General features: G+C 58.9%; 13 protein-coding genes and 2 pseudogenes. 8 read left to right on the top strand and 7 right to left on the bottom strand.

The features are described from left to right. Nucleotide 1 precedes the first annotated feature (1 nt). The 3 genes from pcaC to GSQ93_RS04110 all read left to right on the top strand — a co-directional run bounded on the left by pcaC (nucleotide 2) and on the right by GSQ93_RS04110 (nucleotide 5,213). Nucleotides 2-388, top strand: coding sequence for a 4-carboxymuconolactone decarboxylase (pcaC, locus tag GSQ93_RS04100; protein WP_089160921.1), 387 nt, complete (start codon nucleotides 2-4; stop codon nucleotides 386-388). Nucleotides 389-991: 603 nt separating this feature from the next. Continuing rightward, the gene (locus tag GSQ93_RS04105) at nucleotides 992-4,054 is read left to right on the top strand and encodes a YadA-like family protein (RefSeq protein ID WP_158934346.1); all 3,063 of its coding nucleotides are present in this window, start codon (nucleotides 992-994) and stop codon (nucleotides 4,052-4,054) included. Between the two features lie 94 nt (nucleotides 4,055-4,148). Then, nucleotides 4,149-5,213 carry an OmpA family protein gene (locus GSQ93_RS04110; protein ID WP_158934347.1) on the top strand — a complete coding sequence of 355 codons (1,065 nt, stop codon included), beginning with the start codon at nucleotides 4,149-4,151 and terminating at the stop codon, nucleotides 5,211-5,213. A gap of 237 nt (nucleotides 5,214-5,450) precedes the next feature. Here the strand turns inward: GSQ93_RS04110 and GSQ93_RS04115 are convergent, their stop codons facing one another. Beyond that, the gene (locus GSQ93_RS04115; protein WP_367889733.1) at nucleotides 5,451-6,470 is read right to left on the bottom strand and encodes a DUF3443 domain-containing protein; all 1,020 of its coding nucleotides are present in this window, start codon (nucleotides 6,468-6,470) and stop codon (nucleotides 5,451-5,453) included. On the opposite strand from GSQ93_RS04115, the gene GSQ93_RS38635 reads away from it, so the two are divergent. Then, nucleotides 6,373-6,837 carry a hypothetical protein gene (locus GSQ93_RS38635; RefSeq protein WP_367889736.1) on the top strand — a complete coding sequence of 155 codons (465 nt, stop codon included), beginning with the start codon at nucleotides 6,373-6,375 and terminating at the stop codon, nucleotides 6,835-6,837. The two genes, GSQ93_RS04115 and GSQ93_RS38635, sit on opposite strands and share 98 nt — an antisense overlap. Here the strand turns inward: GSQ93_RS38635 and GSQ93_RS04120 are convergent. Then, nucleotides 6,773-7,266 (bottom strand): annotated as a pseudogene (locus tag GSQ93_RS04120) (DUF2844 domain-containing protein). The gene GSQ93_RS38635 and the pseudogene GSQ93_RS04120 overlap by 65 nt on opposite strands. 509 nt (nucleotides 7,267-7,775) lie before the next feature. Between GSQ93_RS04120 and bamC the strand changes: the two are divergent. Beyond that, on the top strand, nucleotides 7,776-8,987 hold the full coding sequence (gene bamC, locus GSQ93_RS04125; RefSeq protein ID WP_158934349.1) for an outer membrane protein assembly factor BamC: 1,212 nt from the start codon (nucleotides 7,776-7,778) through the stop codon (nucleotides 8,985-8,987). Between the two features lie 630 nt (nucleotides 8,988-9,617). Then, complete coding sequence (locus GSQ93_RS04130; RefSeq protein ID WP_158934350.1) at nucleotides 9,618-9,905, top strand: putative quinol monooxygenase; 288 nt, start codon at nucleotides 9,618-9,620, stop codon at nucleotides 9,903-9,905. Nucleotides 9,906-10,001: 96 nt separating this feature from the next. Here the strand turns inward: GSQ93_RS04130 and GSQ93_RS04135 are convergent, their stop codons facing one another. The 3 genes from GSQ93_RS04135 to GSQ93_RS04145 form a co-directional block, all read right to left on the bottom strand. Beyond that, on the bottom strand, nucleotides 10,002-10,265 hold the full coding sequence (locus GSQ93_RS04135; RefSeq protein WP_031358965.1) for a hypothetical protein: 264 nt from the start codon (nucleotides 10,263-10,265) through the stop codon (nucleotides 10,002-10,004). A gap of 226 nt (nucleotides 10,266-10,491) precedes the next feature. Next, nucleotides 10,492-10,731 carry a hypothetical protein gene (locus tag GSQ93_RS04140; RefSeq protein ID WP_158934351.1) on the bottom strand — a complete coding sequence of 80 codons (240 nt, stop codon included), beginning with the start codon at nucleotides 10,729-10,731 and terminating at the stop codon, nucleotides 10,492-10,494. Nucleotides 10,732-11,029: 298 nt separating this feature from the next. Further along, complete coding sequence (locus GSQ93_RS04145) at nucleotides 11,030-11,809, bottom strand: YdcF family protein (RefSeq protein ID WP_158934352.1); 780 nt, start codon at nucleotides 11,807-11,809, stop codon at nucleotides 11,030-11,032. Between the two features lie 253 nt (nucleotides 11,810-12,062). Here GSQ93_RS04145 and GSQ93_RS37970 point away from each other — a divergent pair, with 253 nt between their 5' ends. Next, on the top strand, nucleotides 12,063-12,377 hold the full coding sequence (locus tag GSQ93_RS37970; RefSeq protein WP_158934353.1) for a hypothetical protein: 315 nt from the start codon (nucleotides 12,063-12,065) through the stop codon (nucleotides 12,375-12,377). A 315-nt stretch (nucleotides 12,378-12,692) separates the two neighbouring features. On the opposite strand, the gene GSQ93_RS04155 is transcribed toward GSQ93_RS37970, so the two are convergent. Next, nucleotides 12,693-12,962: a hypothetical protein gene (locus GSQ93_RS04155; protein ID WP_158934354.1), complete on the bottom strand. Its 270-nt coding sequence runs from the start codon at nucleotides 12,960-12,962 to the stop codon at nucleotides 12,693-12,695. A gap of 456 nt (nucleotides 12,963-13,418) precedes the next feature. Continuing rightward, nucleotides 13,419-13,805 (bottom strand): annotated as a pseudogene (locus GSQ93_RS04160) (transposase); the annotation flags it as partial. Between the two features lie 413 nt (nucleotides 13,806-14,218). Here GSQ93_RS04160 and GSQ93_RS04165 point away from each other — a divergent pair. Further along, nucleotides 14,219-15,133, top strand: coding sequence for a LysR family transcriptional regulator (locus GSQ93_RS04165; protein WP_158934355.1), 915 nt, complete (start codon nucleotides 14,219-14,221; stop codon nucleotides 15,131-15,133). The last annotated feature ends 127 nt before the right edge of the window (nucleotides 15,134-15,260 follow it).

The following is a 15,260-nucleotide window of genomic DNA, read 5'->3' on the forward strand; positions in this document are numbered from 1 at the left end:
CATGACCGAAGACGAACGTTACGAAGCGGGCTTGAGCGTACGCCGTGAGGTGCTGGGCGATGCCCATGTCACGCGCTCGCTCGAGAACCGCACGGACCTCACGACCGAGTTCCAGAACCTGATCACGCGCTACGCATGGGGCGACATCTGGACGCGTCCCGGCTTGCCGCGCCATACCCGCAGCCTCCTGACCATTTCGATGATGGTCGCGCTCAACCGCAGCGAAGAACTCGCGCTGCATTTGCGGGCAGCGAAAAACAACGGCGTCACGCGTGAGGAAATCAAGGAAGTGCTGTTGCAGACCGCCATTTACTGTGGGGTGCCGGCGGCAAATTCGGCGTTTCATCTGGCACAAAAGATCTTTGATGAGGATGATCGCGCAGCGTAGCGCTCGTCCGGGGGCGAATTAAAGATTCGGGTAGAGACAAGCATGGCCTCGCTGGATGTGTGACGGTTTGTAGGATGTTGCTCGGATGTTGCTTGGATGTTGGACGATCAGGACGGCGGCGTGGTTTACCACGCCGCCGTCTTTGCATTTGGGGTAACGGGTTTTGGTTTGCGGCGCGTTGCTTGTCTGAACACGTGATCGATCTCAGCTCACGCACTTAACTGATTAATTTAACGTATTCAGGATACATCGGAGGATCGCCTCTGGGAATCTCGTCTTGATCGCTCCATTCAAATAAACACAAAATCCGCGCATTAAAGGCTCTAAACCTCTACCGAATGGACTATCGCCTCTCGTTTTAAGAGTTTACTGATAGGGGAAATTTATCTTGACCTGTCACAGTGGCACACGAGCGTGCCATTGGCTTTCTGCCTGACAGGAAACACATCAGTGACCGTTTCTGGCTCTCGAAGCAATTCGGTGCCTGGGTGCATTCCTGCGCACGCTCAAGTCGCTGGTCCCGATCGATCGACTATCCGGGACCCGATGCCAATGATTCCGAGGGCGCGTCCGCGTGTCTAAGACCTGAGTGAGCAAAAGAAAATGAATAAGACGCAGCGCGTGGTATTGAAGAAACAAAATGAAGTGTCAGTCGACCTGTGTGAGGCTAGCTTGTACGGCCTTTCGGAGATCGCGTGCTCCAGTCGGCGAACGAGAATGGGTATCGCGGTATTCCTGGCGCTTGTTCCCGTCTCCTTGATGTTGGTGCCGCAAGTATCAAGGGCTGTGCTTGTCGACAACCTGGCGAAGGTGTCGAACGAACGCGCTCAGGTCTATTCATCACAATCGGGGGCGGCACTGAGCGCTGTTGCTCCGCACGCTTCTGGGTCGGGCAGTGAAAATGCAGGCCGGCTTGCGGCGGTTGCCTTATACGGGTCCGGCCTTACACCGGATCAACTGATTGTGTCCGGGGCGATCGACGGCTCAACGCCAACTGCCGCGGTCGGCACGAATGCGGTTGCAATGGGCGTGAACGCTCACGCGGCCGGGGATTATTCCGTTGCGGTGGGCTCTTACGTGAGCGCGACCGCAGGCTCAGCGGCACTTGGAATGGGAGTGTCCTCAACCGGCAACGAATCAACTGCGCTAGGCGTTCGCACAAGTGCTGGTTCCGACCATGGACTTGCCATGGGCTGGCGCACGAGTGTCGACACGGATGCCACGGACTCACTTGCAATTGGCTCGGCTACGCAGGTGCATGCCGCAAGTGCGGGAGCGATCGGCAAGGACAACGTCGTGGGCGGAGCGGGAAGCTACGCGGTCGGAAACGGTAACGAAGCGTTTGGCGCAGATTCGTTCGTGCTGGGCAGCAACGTAACGGCGAGAGGAAAAAACAGCGTCACGCTCGGCGCGAACAGCGATGGTTCGTTGGATAACGCGGTATCCGTGGGTGACGTCGGGTCGGAGCGGCGCATCGTGCACATGGCGCCCGGGGTTACTGCAACGGACGCGGTCAACATGAGCCAACTAAACGCACTTGGTGCGACCACGAATACCCTGGGCACAATGACCAATGCCTTTGTGGCGTATGACGGCGTCGATAAAGGTGTGATTACGCTGGGCGGGGCATCGCTGGGAACGTCGGGGCAGGCAACTGTGGCCGCCGTGACGCTCACGAACCTCAAGGCGGGCGTGTTGAGCACGCAAAGCAGCGACGCGGTCAACGGTGCCCAATTGAACGCGACCAATACAAACGTACAAGACGTAGCATCCTCGCTCGCCACGCTGACTCGAGCAGAGCCGTTGAAACTTGCGTACACGAGCGACAACAAATCGAACGTCGTGCTGGGTGGAATCGGTGGCACCGTCCTCTCGAACCTGAAGGCGGGCGTGGCGGATCAGGACGCGGTGAATGTTGCTCAACTGAAGGACGCGGGGTTGATCGATTCGACGGGCAATACGCTTTCGTCCGTCACCTATGACACTAAAGCGGATGGCACGATTAATCGAAGCAGCGTAACGCTTGGCGGGTCAGGTGCCGCTGTGCCGGTCGCATTGCGCAATGTCGCCGCCGGGGACGTGAAGGCGGGCAGCACGGACGCGGTCAACGGTGATCAGTTGTTTCAGACAGCGCAACTTGTGGACAGCCTGCAGAACGGGGCTGCACTGAAGTACTTCAACTCGAACACAATGCTCGCAGCAGCCAAAGCAAACGGCCAGGACGCCACCGCGATCGGCGGGAATGCGCAAGCCAGCGCGGACAGCACGGTCGCCCTTGGCGCCAACTCGGTAGCCGATCGCGCGAATAGCGTATCGGTGGGTGCGACGGGCAACGAACGGCAGATTACTAACGTTAAGGCCGGCAGCGCGGATCACGACGCGGTCAATGTGGAGCAACTCAAGAACGCAGGCCTGATCGATCCAACGGGCAATACGATTGCTGCCATTACCTACGACTCTAAAGCGGATGGCTCGGTGAATCGAAGCAGCGTGACGCTGGGTGGTTCGGACGCGACGTCGCCCGTCGCACTACACAACGTGGCAGCTGGCGCCGTAAAAGCAGGCAGTACGGACGCGGTCAACGGTGATCAGTTGTTTCAGACAGCGCAACTTGTCGACGGCCTTCAGAACGGCGGCGCGCTCAAATATTTTGTATCGAACACAACGCTTGCCGCAGCAACCGCAAGTGGCCTCAATGCCACTGCGATCGGCGGTAACGCGCAAGCCGTTGCCGGCAACACGGTCGCCCTCGGCGCGAACTCGGTGGCGGATCGCGTGAACAGCGTGTCGGTGGGCGCACCGGGCAACGAGCGGCAGATCACCAATGTGCAGGCAGGCACGGCTGACACGGATGCCGTCAACGTCGGGCAATTGAAGAGTGCAGGCCTGGTCGACCAGACTGGCAAGGCAGTCACAGCACTCGCTTATGACAAGAACGCAAGTGGCGCGACGGATTTCGGCAATGTCACGCTCGGGCAGGGCATTGCCGGTGGCACCGCAATCCATAACGTGGCTGCCGCGACGCTCGCTACCGACGCCGTGAACCTGGGTCAGTTGAACGATATCGTCACCCATGTCAGCAACTTCGTGACATCAAGCAGCGCGCTTTACAGCGCGGCTGGAGATACATCAACCGAAGCAGCCACTGCAAGCGGCACGCATGCCGTCGCAATGGGGGCGAACGCCACGGCCAGCGCGGCCAATTCGGTGGCGCTGGGGGCGGGATCGCTGGCAGATCGCGCGTCATCGGTATCGGTGGGAGCGGTGGGCAGCGAGCGGCAGATCACCAATGTCGCGGCCGGTACGTCGGCAACGGACGCCGTCAACCTGAGCCAATTAAACCAGTCAGCCAGCTCTACGCTCAGTCAGGCCAACAGCTATACCGACCAGCGTTTCAACAATACCGACCAACAAATTCGCGACCTCGATCGCAACACGCGCAAGGGGATTGCGTCTGCGTCGGCGCTTAACGTCGTAACACCGTACCTGCCGGGGCGAACGACGTTGAATGCGGGCGTCGCAGCTTATCGCGGGCAGGCGGCAATGGGTATTGGCGTTTCGCGCTGGAATGACAAGGGCAATATTAATTTCAATGGCGGAGTGTCGTCGTCGGGTGGCAACAGCACCATCGTGCGTGCGGGCGTGGGTTACGTGTTCGGCGGTTGACCAGCGTAGCGAATTGAACATTGCCGCCGTCTCGGGCGGTACGCACAGCAAGTCCACGGAGCCTGAGGCGCCGTGGATGTCACCGGGTCGAACCATGAAAAACGTTATCTTCGCCGTAGCCTGCGCTTATGCGCTGGCGGGTTGCGCCAACACTGAACTACGTGACAGCCTGGGCATACAGGATCCTACCGTTCTGCAAACGGGGTTTGGCACCCAGCAGAGCACGCAAGCAGGTGCGGCTGTGGCGCCGTGGGGGAGTGTCTATGGGCAAATTGAGAAACCTCGTGAACTGCTGGTACAACTGCAAGCACGCCTCGACCAACTGGATCAACGCAAGGACAACTATTTTGGCTACAAAGACCAATGCTGGATCGACGTAGCAAAAAGCGAGATCGACGCGGGAGATCGTTGGGGTTTTGTAGAGGAGTCGATCGGCGAAGCTGCGCACTTGACCGCTGGGCTTGAAGGTACGCAGCCGCTGTCGCCCGATAATCCTCCGCTGCGCACGGTCGCGGTGCTGCGCCCGGACCTGACGACAAGCCTGCAGGCGATCATTGCCGACCCACGGTTTGTCTATTGTCCGCACGCACAAAAGCAGACAGCATGCGCTGAAGTCAAATTGACGCATGCGGGCCATGATGCGTGGACCCGCCAGTTCGGCAAGGCAAAAATCAAGGTCGACATGGTCGAGTCAACGGTTGGTGAAGCACGGCAGAGTCTTGACAGTTGCGTGATACCGCGGGAAGAGTTGAGTTCGACGGACCCATTGCCCAAACTTGTCGCGTTATCTGTTGACGCGTTGTTCGCGTTCAACGGCAGCAGCGTTGAATCGATTACACCGGAAGGCCGTGAGCGGCTCGATGGCTTGATCGCGGCCGTGAAGGGTGACGGCGCCGTGTCGTCGATTACCGTGTCAGGTTTCACTGACCGTCTAGGTAGTGAGGCCCACAACCGGCGGCTCTCGCATCAGCGTGCCGAAACTGTCCAGCGTTATCTGGTATCAGGTGGCGTGGCGACTACCGTTCAGGCACGAGGTTATGGCCGGGCATCGCCGGGAACGGATTGCCGGATGCGGGACCGACGAAAGCTAGTAACTTGTCTGGCAAACGACCGGCGGGTCGAGTTGCGCTTTTTATACAAGGAAGATCAGGGGGCGTGAGGCACGTTGATCCAGTCATGCACGGGTATCTCCGAAACGGTTAGCTTCAGAACGTATTTTGGAAGGACGTGGACGTACTTCACAGGACCGGCGAGCGACGCTATTGCAGGCAACAATAATCACGCTCGCGAGCACCGGGAACCAGGAGAGCTCGAGCACGCACGAATGGTGAAGAACCCTTCGACATGTGCGGCGACGACTTGGCGATCACGAGCTGTCGCCGCACAGGATCAACGCCTAGAACGCATAGTACGGACCGTTGCCCGCGGGTGTCGCACTCGCTTCGATCGCGGTATAGATGCGCCTCCCGAAGAAGAAGGGCAGGCCCCAGTCGAAGTAGTTGCTTGCTGTACCCGCTAGATTGCTGAGCGCATAGTTGCCGCTTGCGAACAGCGACGTCGCGTTGCCCATCGTGAACGTCACGTTGCTCGTTGCGCCATTGATGCCGGCAACAGTTGCCGCCAGACTTTGCACGGCGGTTGGACAGAACCAGAAGCCGCACGTGGGCACGGAGCTCAGCGGGAAGAACAGGCCATTCGATCCGCTGTCGATGAAACTCGTGCTGTAAGTTTTCCCTTGAAAGACGGTCGAAACAAACCCTGTCATCGAGTTACTTGGGAGGACCTGAGCGCTGCCAAGCAGATTATTCGACTGTGAGCCGATGCCGAATGTCATGGTGCCAGTGACGCTCGCTGCGCCCGTGGCCGCGACCGCCGGGAGATCGATGACAAGACCATTGTTGTCGGTGGCGAAACGGCTTATCGGATTGGTCACCTGCTGCGCAACCGGCATCGCCGCTGCTACACACGCGCCCGACGAGCAGCCGTAGTACCAGCGCGGCAGCGCGGCAGCCGAGCAGCCGCTGCCGCAGTCAGCGCTGAACGGGCCTACGCCGAGAATCCCGTTGCTTCGCAGCGCCGTAGCGGTCAGCATCGGCAGGCCGGAGTTACTGCAGTCCGTGGGCACGGCCGGAATAGCCGGGTCCGCGATGACCTGGATCGATGTCGCAGCGGCCACCTCGCCGGCCAGATGCACGTCGGCAGTTCGCACTGAACCCCATGTGTAACCCGAGCCGAATACGGTGCAGCTTGCCGCGGTCGTACCCGTGCTGCTCGTTACGGAGGGCAATGCCAAAGTTGGATCTAGCGCGGAAGCCAGGATGCGCAGTCCCTGGGATCCCGTATCTACCTGGATATTGCTGATCGTCTGGCACGTGCTGGTTCCCGGAACGCAGATCGTCACACTGGTTTGCAGCATGTTCCTCGTACCGGTTGCGATTTGTGCAACGGTGATGGGCAGCACGTTGGGCGTGGTCGACTGGGCGACCGTGTTGGCTGGTGCGCTGGCAGGTTGGGCGGGGGCCGCGGCAGCAGGCGCGCTGGCAGCGGATGCGCCGCTAGATGTCAGCGGAGCACTTGCGGCGGTCGGGGAACTTGCCCCGGGCGCTGCGGCGCTGGTTGAATCATTACTGCCACCGCCACCACCGCAGCCGGACATCATGGCGCTAGCGGCAACGATCGCCGTGATAAGTACACAAGTCAGATTTCGCATGGTCACCCCTATTCAATGTCTGCGGCCGCGACGCCGGCCGGCAACGCGCTGGGGAGCCACGCCCGGCCGCTGAAATCGCGCAGGCGCACTGCTGTTTCCACCATCAAATCACTGCTGTTCACCCGCGATGAGTGCAGCCCGCTCGCGTTGGGTAGAGCCGCGCTCGCTTCTTGCCGATATCGATCGAACCAGGTGCCGAGCAGTACCGCGACATCGGGCATGGCCGGGCCGCCCAACTGACGGCATAGACCTGTCCCGAAGAAGACACGTACTGGCGCACGCGAATCTGATTGGTATCGGTCGATTCCTGCCAGCGCACCGCGCTGTTCGCGGCCTGATGCAATACGGGAGCAGTGGCATCCGCTGGGTTGGACGAGCTCGATGTGCCTGCTGCAGCGATCGCGACGGTGGTGCCAAGTTGTGCGTGCGCCGGTCCGCTTGCCGCAATCACCAATGCGGCAGCGGTTGCCCGAAGAAGGTTGAAGGACTTGACATGAGGCATGGTGTTACTCCGTTCTCGTGGCCGTTCTTGTTATCGAGAACTAATTTTAGGATAGCGGTGCGTTGAAAAATCGAGATAGGAATTGTCTTGTAGGGTCTTTAAAAACGTCTCAAAAATTAGTTAAAAGTGCTTATTAAACAATGCGTTGGTTATGAAAATAAGACTAAGACAAAGCAAGAGTGAATGTCACAAATTGTCTTGGTGGTCATCCGGAGATCGATTTATGAGATTGAAAGTGGACTTCGGTTGGTGAGGAAAGGAAGTCAGATAGGGCGTTGAAAACGGACGCACCGGCGCGGGCAAGCGTGGCCTGATTCGCGTCTTCGGGTGGCGCGATTCCGGTTCAATTCTCCCGGATGGAATTCGTGCTCCGGCGTCCTGGCGCGTGTCGTGTCATCCGGGCCATACGACGTCAGGGGCACTGTTTTTGCACGGCGGCGCGTCGGACCGGTAAAATGCTTGGTTGATCCACGGAAAACGCCGTGGCGTAGCGGAAGGATTTCCCAAACATGACAGATTTTCGTGTGAACAAGCCGGCTTTGAAGGTCGCGGCCCTCTTGATGGTGGGAGGCCTTGTTGCCGGATGCGGTACGTCGTCTCCCAATGCAATCAATTACAAGAGCGATTCGCGGTCAAAACAGGCGTCCCTCGCGGTCCCGCCCAATCTGCTCGACGAAACGGGGGATCAGCGCTCTTTGCCGCCGCAAGGCGGGCAGGCGTCGCTATCGGACCTCCAGCAAGTGCAGAAGGCTGCACCGAACGCACCTACGGTCATCCCGCCGGTGTCAGGCATGCATATTCAGCGTGACGGCACGGAGCGCTGGCTGGTCATCGACACCAAAGCGCCCGAGCAGGTCTGGCCGCAGATTCGTCGTTTCTGGCAGGAACAGGGCTTTCTGCTGGTCGTGGACGCGCGCGACAAGGGCGTCATGGAAACCGACTGGAACGAAACCCATCCGCAGATCTCTGACGGGCTGATTCGCAACACGCTGTCAACGGCAACGGGCAACTCGTACGTTGCGGCGGAACGCAACAAGTACCGCACCCGGCTTGAGGTAGCGCCCAACGGCGGCACGTATGTGTTCATCAGTCAGAAAGGCATGCGCGAAGCGCTGACGGGAACCAACAACGATCAAAGCCAGTGGCAGGCCAAGCCTAACGATCCCGCGCTGGAAGGTGAATACCTCAAGCGCCTGATGGCGAACCTTGCACTGTCTGATGCACGTCAGGCTAGCGGCCAGACCGGCGCGACAGACGCTGCCATGGCCGCGGCGGCAGCAGCGAGTTCACCCACGGCAACGACTTCGGCACAGAGGGCGGCACAGAACGCTGCCCTCGCGGCGCAGACACCCATCAAGGAAGACGTGGTGCCGGAAGCCAGCTCGGTTGAGATCAACCTGCCTGAGCCCTACGATCGCGCCTGGTTACGCGTGGGTCTGGCGCTTGACCGGACGAACTTCACCGTCGACGACCGCGATCGTGGCCGCGGCATTTATTTCGTCCGGTATGTCGACCCGAAGGACATGACGTCGGCTGAGCAGGGCTTCTGGAACCAGGTGTTCCACGGTAAGAAAGAGAAGTTGGCCAAGAACTATGAGATCAACGTGCGGGCGCTGACGGAAACGCAGACGCGTGTGTCGATCATCGACAGCAAGGGCGCCGTCGATTCCTCGCCGCAAGCGCGCCAGATCATGGGCTTGCTCGACGACCAGTTGCGTTGAACCATATCGCGGTGACCGTCGGCAGGCTGAGTCGGAACGTTGAACCAATAAGCTGATTGTCACGCGAAGACTGCGCGTGGTGACTAATACGCGACTAACCCGCCTGAAGTTCAGGCGGGTTTTTTTGCGTCTGAGATTAGTTGAAGCATTTGAAAATGCCTTTTGCATTCAAATGCGCGGTAACGCGCGTGAGTGAATGCGGTCACCGCGTTACGCTTCGGGCGAGGACCTCAGAGGGAAGGGCTCGGACCTCTGATGATGTCGGTGTCACGTTACAGCAAGCAGTTACATTGTTCGGTTCAGACGCTGTTTCTGCGTTTTTATGTGCGGGAAAGCTTATAGGAATCAACTGCATAGGGATTACATTGCATCTGTGGCATGTAATCTGCGTGACGCCTGCGTGAAGCGGTGTCCTGCTTCTCGCCGCCCTGTGTCACCCATTTATTTCACGAATTGCGGTCCGCTGGCCAAGCGGATCTCGATGGCCCCGTCGCCTATCCTCGTAGGGCGACGGCTTTTGCCCGCGCTCCCCAAAGGGAACGCGGGCTTTTTTCTTGTCCGTTCAATAGCCGTTTCAGCGAGTATGAAGCGTCGACGTTATGCTTGATCCCTTTAATCTGGAGTCAAGTCATGACGGAAATTGCCGTGGTCGCAACGTTTGTCGCCAAACCGGGCAGCGAAGACAAGCTCAAGGAAGCGCTGCAAGGCATCGTGGCGCCGACGCTTAAGGAACCGGGTGCGCTGCAATATGACCTGCATCGCGACATCAAGGAGCCCCGTCGATTCGTATTCTTTGAGCGTTGGCTGAGCGAGCCTGCGCTGGCGCAACACAATCAGACACCGCACATCCAGGCGCTCGGCAAAACACTGCCGGACCTGATCGAACACGGAGAAATCAACGTGGTGACAAAGCTCTGAGCAGGCTGAAGGAACCACGCAGACGTCAGTGCGTCCGCGCGGCAATGGCCCCGTGCATCATCGGCGCCTATCTCAGCAGCCCATTGCCGGTCAGCCTTAATGAGTCTCGTGCGGTACGTCGAGGATCAGGATGATAGTCCAGTCGGCGTCGCCGTCATGATGGTACTGACGTTCGGCCACGATAAACGGTTGTTGTTTTCCGTCCGGGCCGAGAAACAGCACGTCGCCTTCCATGGGCAGGCACTCCACCGGCGGCAGCGCGAGATACGCGTCCTTGTCCTTTGCGTTACGCGGCATCAGCTTTTCAATCTTGCGTGATGCTGCTTCGGTCCATTCGATGTCCAGCTGGATGTTGCTCATACGATCCTCCGCACACGAGTGCGATTCAATTTATCGACGCGGAATGTAGCATACGCCGCGCCGGTGAACCCATCGTTGCCTGAAGTCGTCGCTAACGAACAAAAGCCGGATACAACGCCTCGTGCGTCATATCCGGCTTTTTTGGCGAACGCATCGCGAGACGGCTTGCGGAATGTTTCAAAACCGCTAACGTTTGCGCGCCATTGCGACGTTTAAACCCGATCGCTTATTCGGCCGTGCCTTTCGAATGCTTCATGCCTGACTTCTTGTGATGCATGGTGCTCTTGTGCATCGGCATTTCGGTCTGCATGTTCGACTGGCGTGTCTGCAGGTCCTGCGCGCGCTGCTCGATATCCGAGATTTTGGCCGGATCCGTACTCATCGTGACGCCCTGATCGGATTGCGCAAACGCCGCGCTCGTCATTGCGCTCAGGGAAAACAAGACTGCCAGGGACATTTTCTTCATTGTTACCTCCATAGACTCGTTGAACCCGGGTTGGCCTGTCCCGATTAGCGAGACATTACACGCTGCGTAGCAAATACCGATCCTGCCCGCGAATCGTTACATGTAGTTACAGCGCCGTCACATTTCAGCAATGACGCTGCGATTCGACTCTAACAGAGCATCATCCCGGCCAGTCGATTGACTGAGCCGGCGATAATACCGGCGAAGCGCATTGCTTTCTAGTACTGAATTTCGAGATAAGTAACGATCTTGACACGCGACCGGCAGCATCAAGTCGATTCGATCAAGTCGAGTCGATTCAATACAGCCCCAACTTTCGGTACACATGAAAGCGTGCGATGCCGACGAGTTCATGCAGGGCAGTTTCAGCATCGATGAAACCGCGCGAGCGGGGAAAGAAAGTAGCCTCGGGTCGCCGCACATTGCTAGTGAACGCTTGTGTGTCGAGGCCAAAGGCATTGAAGGCAAGCAATGACCGTGGCATGTGATACGCAGAGGTAATCAGCACAAGGGTTTCGTCGCGCTCGGGCTGCACGATGCTCGCGACATTGCGAGCGTTCTGGTACGTGTTGAGGCTTTCGTTTTCGAGCACGAGATCGCTGGCGCTCACGCCGCGAGCGAGCAGGAAGGGTCCGTAGTTATCGGCTTCAGCTTGCTCGTGATGCTGCGGATTGCCGCCGCTTACGATCACACGGCAAGCGCCGCCCGCGCGCCGGCACTCACGATACAACTCGGCTGTGACAACAATACGCGTGAACGCATCACGTTTTGGAATCAGGCGTTTGTCGCCGTCGTAACGTGTGCCGCCACCCAGCAGGATAAAAGTCGTTCGCGATGCGAAATGCACGTCCTGCGGCGTCGATTTCTCTTCGAATCCGCGTTGCGCAAGGTGAAGCAGAGGCGCAGAAAGCCAACTCGCGCCCAGCGCCCAGAACAGCACGACGCAAACAAGCGCGACCGCGCGCCGGCGTTGTCGCCAAACTGCGAACAGTGCAAAGAAAAGCAGCAATAAAGTTATAAGAACCAATTTGGTTTGAGGTAACGTATAGGTTTTCGAGATAATCCGCTTCGTGGTCATCGCATTCGTGAGAATGCATCGCCGGAACTGCGGAACGCGTTGTGTAGTGCGCGTTTAACGGGCGCTCGGAATTATAAGTAGCGGTAAGCAGAAATAAGCAGCACCTAGCGCAAGCGGCGGCTGCGAGTTCCGGTCAGGGGCCGCGAAGTCGGCATTTTGACTGGTTTCGGGGCGTGCCGCGTTTAGTCGGTGCCGCTGGCAGTCAGTTACTGCCATGCGGTGCCGTCACGGCTGCACTGGAAGATATAACGAGATGACCACGTATTCAAACGAAGCCGTACTTGAAGCGCTCCGGCGAGCTCAGTATCGTCAAGTTCCGTGGGCAAGACGCCCAAACGTTTTCAGCCATCTACGCGACTTGGGCCTGCTGGAGTTGGTCCGGCAGCGCACTGTAGCACCCGCTCCTGGTTTTCACGCTCCCGTGGACATTGCCGTGGTGACCGAGAGGGGCAAACTTGAGTTTTCCCGTCTCGCACGCGACGAGCGTTCGATGGACTGGGACCTGCACCGCGCCTTACCTTATTCTCCGGCTGTCATCCAGGAACCCTTGGCCGAAGCACGCGCTTAAAGGTCTTCCTCCGTACTTCCCGTTAAAGCGCGTCTTGCGCTTCAACGACCCGGCAAACGGTTGCGGCTGCCGTAGCGCGATTTATGCGTCGATTGAATGAGGCTGTGAAAGCGGCCCGCTCATGACAGCGGCAAAACGCCGACAAAAAAAAGCCCGTATCACGAGGATACGGGCATACCGGATCTGCTACTGCCACGCTGTGCTCATGGCATCAAGTCGGACTGGCGCGACAAGGAAGGGTTCCCGTAAGCACCTCCATCGACTTAATTTTGCTTGAATGCGCGGTATTCCGGCGCCTTCGCGCTTTGACACCCCTCAATGCTTACGCGTCGTACCTCCGCGATCCGGTTCCGGCCGTGCGCGTGCATTACTCGCAATATCGCCCCGCAAATCCCCGCGCGGCGCGGTTTCGGTCATGTTGCTGCCGCGTACCGGTTCCTTCCTCCAATCCTGCGGACTGGCTTGCGTATTCACTGTATTGGCGCGCAGCGCGAAGTTGCCCGCCGACGATTCCGCGCGCACCGAAGTCGCCGCACCCAGCGATGAAAACACAATGCCGCACACTAGCAGTGACATTGGTTTCATGATGAGAACTCCCCCTCGGACCGGTATTGGTCCGCTAGCCAGCTTCATAAGCTATGCCAGGGCGCGAAAGCATGCTGTAAATAATGGTAAAGAGTTGTTTCCCGGGTTCTAGACTGAACGCAACAAGTCGTCGTCGGACTCAAGTTCGAGCGACAGCAACGTCCGTGTGCGTGGAGACAATGCACGCCATGCGCTCCCTTTCAATCAACGAAAGGTGAGCGCTTGCCGGCAGATTATTGACTGACTAAAACGGTCTGCGAGCGCAGACCGGCGGCGCATCACTCGAGGAGATACATCGGTGAGAACCGGGATAAAACGCAGGAAACCTGCGCGCGGGTGCTTCGCGTAAATTTAGCCATACAGCGCTGGTCGTCAAGCGAGGGTCGCGCAGCGATCGACCAACCCATCCGAACGTGCTGCTTACCGCGTTGTGCCAGGAGGCTGTCAGGCCATCTTGACAGGCGCCCGCCACGATTCCGGATTCGTCCAGAATGCGCCACGCAAACGGTCGCGGCTCGGCGGTGCAGGCGGTTTCGCAGCAGTGGAACCGATCCGGCCCCGCAACGACACCTCACGACCGTTGTTGCCCAGCCGTTTTACGATTTCGGCGAGCGTACCATCTGCTTGCCACTCGTCGAACCGTCGACGGCAAGTCGGCGGCGACGGGTAGCGGCCCGGCAACTTCGACCAGCCTTCGCCCGTGGACAGGACCCACAAGACGGCATTGACGACCGCACGTGCTTCCACGCGCGGACGGCCGCGCCGTTCGCTGCGTGCCGGTTCTGCGCAAAACAAGGCCTCTACCAGCGCCCACTCGTTATCTCTTAAATCGTCGAACATCATGTTTCACCTCAGCGAAGCTAACCCCGGTGCGCTGCCCCGCGCCGCGCACTCTGGTCGGAATTCGAAGATCGAACCCAGGTAAGGTCGGGGCAGACATTGCGACGGACGATTTGCGTTTAAAACTGCAATGGCCCCGACCTCTGCGCAAGTAAATGCGAAAACCGTGCCATGCGTGTATCGATCGGACGGAAAGCCTCGCGGCAGTAGGCTGGCGCGGTGCCAGCATGGCCCGTATGAGACGCTATAAGTGCAGTTAATGAAATCGGGACAATCACCAATCAAGTGCAATAAGCCCATCCTGCGTGCGCGAATGCATTTTTGCTGCACCGCAGCGTGTCGCCCGATGAAACCGTTTTCTTAGCGCCCCTTGATCTACAATTTGCATCTATGAGATGGATTGATGAGGGAAGAGTATGAGTCGAGCGCTCAATGTGACGTTGCGCCAGCTACGTGTGTTTATTGAAGTTGCCCGGCTGCAAAGCTTTAGCCGGGCCGGCGATGAAATCGGCCTGACGCAGTCGGCGGTGAGCCGGTGCGTGCGCGAACTCGAGGGGGAAATCGGCCTGAAACTGGTCGACCGGACCACCCGTGAGGTTCAGCTCACCGACGTCGGCACGAATCTCGTGGGCAGTGTGTCACGGCTGCTGTCGGACCTCGATGAAGCGCTGCGCGAAATCCGGGATCTTGGGCAGCAACGGCGCGGCAGGGTGATTGTCGCCGCCAGTCCGACCGTTGCGTGCCGCCTGATGCCGCTCGTCATTTCAGCCTGTGTCCGGGAATTTCCGTTGATTTCACTGGGTTTGCGTGACGACCTCCAGAGCGACGTGATTCGCAAGGTCAAATCCGGCGAAGTCGATTTCGGTGTGGCGATCGGGCCGTACGCCAACGACGACCTGTATGGAGAGGTCGTGATGACTGACTCGTTTTGCGCGGTCGCGAGGCGGGACCATCCCTTTGCCGCGGCGCAGGATGTACCGTGGGCCGCCTTGTCCGGCGAACGTCTGGTGATGCTGGACCATGCTTCCGGAAGCCGTCCGATAATCGATGCCGTGCTGCGCGAACATCACGTTATCGCCGACGTGGTGCAGGAACTGGGTCACTCCGCTACGGTGTTCGGGCTGGTGGAGGCGGGTGTCGGCATTAGCGTACTGCCCTGGCTGGCCTTGCCATTGCCGGCGAACTCGTCGTTAATCGCGCTGCCGTTGGTGCCGCGGGTCGAGCGAACCGTCGAATTGGTGCGCAGGCGCGACCGGTCGTTATCGCCTGCGGCCGAGTCGGTGTGGGGGCTGGTCGCCGGATTGCCGAAACGCGTTGAAGAACTGGCTTAGCCGATTGTTTGCTCGCGTGGTCCCTCAGTTCGTGGGCCGTTCTCGTGTGATCCAGGGATTCTTAGGCCCGCAACGGGCGCTAGAACTGGCCTGATGGCTAACGCGCCCGCCGTACAGCGCTTTTCCA

This window comes from Burkholderia sp. S171 (assembly GCF_009766085.1).
Lineage (GTDB): Bacteria > Pseudomonadota > Gammaproteobacteria > Burkholderiales > Burkholderiaceae > Caballeronia.